This window comes from Ramlibacter sp., from assembly GCF_035706265.1.
GTDB lineage: Bacteria > Pseudomonadota > Gammaproteobacteria > Burkholderiales > Burkholderiaceae_C > Ramlibacter.
The window spans coordinates 1-3,326 of record NZ_DASSVG010000604.1 but is presented as its reverse complement, the minus strand read 5'-3'; the positions used below and the strand labels follow the sequence as shown (position 1 = coordinate 3,326).

Below are 3,326 nucleotides of genomic sequence, written 5' to 3'. Positions count from 1 at the left end.
GCGTCGGGCGCGGGCGCGCGCGCCTCCGCCGCCATCATCCGCATGCGCGGCGCGAAGCCCGGTTCGTTGCTGTTCACCGCCACCTCGCGCAGGGTGTAGCCGCTGAAGCCGAAGCCGCGCGCCAGTTCCGCGGCGCGGTCCTTGAAGCGCTGGATGGCCTGCGCCTGGGCCTCGGTTTCCACCTTGGCCCGCTGCTCGCGGCTGAGGCCGAAGCTCACGCCGCCCAGGGTCATGGTGTTGATGCGGCCCGCGGTCTGGGTGATGCGGGGGAAGTCGCGCCCTTCGAGGATCAGTTCGGTCGTGCCCGTCCAGCCGCTGATGCGGCCGTCGCGGTTGTGGCGCGGGTAGAGGGCGAAATTCCCGGTGCGCACGTCCATCTGCCCCGGTTGTGCGTTGCGCTTGGCCTCGGCCAGCGCGGCATCCAGGGCGGCCTTGAGCTGGGTCTGCACCGCGGACGGATCGGTGCCGTCGCGCGAGGTGGTCAGCGTCATCATGAGCAGGTCCTGCTGGACCTCGACGGTGCCGCTGGCCTGCAGCTGCAGGACGTTCTGGGGCGGCGGCAGGGTCTGGGCGGATGCGCCCGCGGCGGCAAGCGCCAGGGTGCAGGCCGCCAGCAGGCGGGAAGCTGGGGTCATCGGTTCTCCGGTGGGACGGGCGGCTCCGCAGGCGGGTGCCCGTAGTCGTTCAACTGGCGGCGCAGCTCGGCGCGCTCTTCCGGGCTCAGGTGCCACGGCGGCGCGCTCGGCTCCAGCCGCAGGAAATTCTGCACTGCCTCGCGCAGGCCGGGTTCGGCCGCCGGCGCCTCGTCCTGCACCGGCACCGGCGACGGCACCGGTGCGGGCGGGGGTGGCGCGGCCGCGGCGGCACCCAGGGCGGCCACGACCGCGAGGGCGGCGAACAGCTTCATGCCGGGTAGAACACGCGCGCTTGCCACGGTTTCATATACAGCTTGTCAAGCCGACAGGGGTGGAGCAATATCTGTAACACTGTGAAAAGCGCACTGGGGAAAACGGGAAAACGGCCCGGCTGACCCGCAAAATCGGCGCTGTTACAAATAGGGCTCTGGAGAACCATGACGCAAGCTGCAGCACGGACCGACAAGATCCTCGTCGTCGACGACGACGCGCGCATCCGCGACCTGCTTCGCCGCTACCTCACGCAGGAAGGCTTCGAGGTGATCCTCGCCGAGGACGGCAAGGCGCTCAACCGGCTGATGCTGCGCGAGACGGCGGACCTGATCGTGCTCGATCTGATGATGCCGGGCGAGGACGGCCTGTCCATCTGCCGGCGCCTGCGCGCCGCCAACGACCGCACCCCCATCATCATGCTCACGGCCAAGGGCGAGGACGTCGACCGCATCGTGGGCCTGGAAGTCGGCGCCGACGACTACCTCGGCAAGCCGTTCAACCCGCGCGAACTGCTGGCGCGCGTGCACGCCGTGCTGCGCCGCCGCCCCGCGCAGGAGGCGCCGGGCGCGCCCTCTTCCGACAACGAGGTGGTGACCTTCGGGCCCTTCGCCTTCGACCTGGGTGCCCGCACCCTGCGCAAGAACGGCGAGGAGCTGCCCCTCACCACGGGCGAATTCGCGATGCTCAAGGCGCTGGTGCGCCACCCGCGCCAGCCGCTGTCGCGCGAGAAGCTGGCGCAGCTGGCCCGCGGCCGCGAGTTCGAGCCCTTCGACCGCAGCCTCGACGTGCAGGTCTCGCGCCTGCGCAAGCTGATCGAGGCCGACCCGGCCTCGCCCCGCTACATCCAGACGGTGTGGGGGGTCGGCTACGTCTTCGTGCCGGACGGCGCGGGCTGATTCCCCGCCGCAGGCGGCACGGGCATGACAAAAGCCACGGCTGCGCCGGAAGGAGGAATGACAAAGTCGCTCTCGGGCCCCACAATGGGCTGCTGATCAGCGCCAGTCGTTCGTCCTTCCTTCGTCCGCCCCCATGATCCGCGCCGTCATGCAACATCAAGAGCAAACCAGCCCCGCCCCGCTGGAAACCGCGCCGGCTCCGCTGGAGATGCGGCCGCGCGTCGGCCTGTCGCTGTTCTGGCGCACCTTCTTCCTGCTGTCGCTGCTGCTGGTGGGCTCCATCGTCGCCTGGCTGCAGACCTTCCGGGCGCTGGAGTTCGAGCCGCGCGCGGTGCAGACGGCGCAGCAGATCGCCTCGCTGGTGAACCTCAGCCGCGCCGCCCTGGTCCACGCCGACCCGATCGCCCGCGTCTCCCTGATCAAGACCCTGGCCGACCAGGAAGGCGTGCGCATCCTGCCGCGCGAGCCCAAGGACAAGTTCGCCCCGCTGTCGGCCAGCGCGATGGACCGCCGCATCCTCGACGAGCTGCTCAACCGCCTGGGCAGCGGCACCCTCATGGCCAGCAACGTCAACGGCGAAGAAGGCCTGTGGATCGGCTTCAAGATCGACAAGGACGACTACTGGATGCTGCTGGACCGCACCCGCTTCTCGCAGGTGGGGGGCAAGACCTGGCTGGTCTGGCTGATCACGGCGGCGGCCCTGTCGCTGGCCGGCGCCGCGGTGATCGCGCGGCTGATCAACCGGCCGCTCAAGCAGCTGTCCTTCGCCGCCAGCCGGGTGCGCGACGGCGATTTCGACGCCAGCCGCCTCGACGAGAAGGCCGTCACCAGCGAGATCCGCGAGGTGAACATCGGCTTCAACCGCATGGCGCAGCAGCTCGCCAAGATCGAGCAGGACCGCGCCGTCATGCTGGCCGGCATCTCGCACGACCTGCGCACGCCGCTGGCGCGCCTGCGGCTGGAAACCGAGATGAGCGTGGTGGACCCGGATGCGCGCGAGCACATGGCCGCCGACATCGACCAGCTCGACGCGATCATCGACAAGTTCCTGGACTACGCCCGGCCGGACCACGCGGAGCTCAAGCCCGTGGTGCTCAACGACGTGATCGAGGCCTGCATGTACGCGATCGAGGACCACGGCGACATCCGCGTCAACCTCGACATGCCCAAGGGCCTGCAGGTGCTGGCCGACGAGGTGGAGCTGGCGCGCGTGATCGCCAACCTGCTGGAGAACGCGCGCCGCTACGGCAAGACGCCCGAAACCGGCATCGCCGTGGTGGACATCGCCGCCAAGGCGCGCAACGAATGGGTGCTGCTGAAGGTGCGCGACCACGGCATGGGCGTGGCGCCCGATGCATTGCCGAACCTCGTGAAGCCCTTCTTCCGCGGCGATGCGGCCCGAACGGCCGCCACCGGCGCCGGCCTCGGCCTGGCGATCGTCGACAAGACGGTGCAGCGCATGGGCGGCATCTTCGCGCTCTCCAACACCAGCTCGGGCGGGCTGGCCGCGCACATCAAGCTG

At 70.0% G+C, this 3,326-nt stretch carries 4 protein-coding genes; 2 read left to right on the top strand and 2 right to left on the bottom strand.

Annotated features, from left to right (window positions below):
• The coding region (locus tag VFM98_RS21520) for an SIMPL domain-containing protein (protein WP_325111936.1) at nucleotides 1-635 on the bottom strand (635 nt) is incomplete at its 3' end.
• Nucleotides 632-907, bottom strand: a complete 276-nt coding sequence (locus VFM98_RS21515; RefSeq protein ID WP_325111935.1) for a hypothetical protein — start codon at nucleotides 905-907, stop codon at nucleotides 632-634. The genes VFM98_RS21515 and VFM98_RS21520, both read right to left, overlap by 4 nt.
• Nucleotides 908-1,072: 165 nt before the next feature.
• On the opposite strand from VFM98_RS21515, the gene ompR reads away from it, so the two are divergent.
• Together ompR and VFM98_RS21505 are read left to right on the top strand one after the other, a co-directional pair.
• Nucleotides 1,073-1,804 (top strand): two-component system response regulator OmpR, encoded by a 732-nt coding sequence (gene ompR, locus VFM98_RS21510; RefSeq protein ID WP_201676336.1) that lies wholly within the window; start codon nucleotides 1,073-1,075, stop codon nucleotides 1,802-1,804.
• A 148-nt stretch (nucleotides 1,805-1,952) separates the two neighbouring features.
• The coding region (locus tag VFM98_RS21505; RefSeq protein WP_325111934.1) for a sensor histidine kinase at nucleotides 1,953-3,326 on the top strand (1,374 nt) is incomplete at its 3' end.

Bases quoted from the DNA above. Each gene is read 5' to 3' on its own strand.
- VFM98_RS21515 (WP_325111935.1), bottom strand. From the start codon at position 907: ATGAAGCTGTTCGCCGCCCTCGCGGTCGTGGCCGCCCTGGGTGCCGCC.
- ompR (WP_201676336.1), top strand. From the start codon at position 1,073: ATGACGCAAGCTGCAGCACGGACCGACAAGATCCTCGTCGTCGACGAC.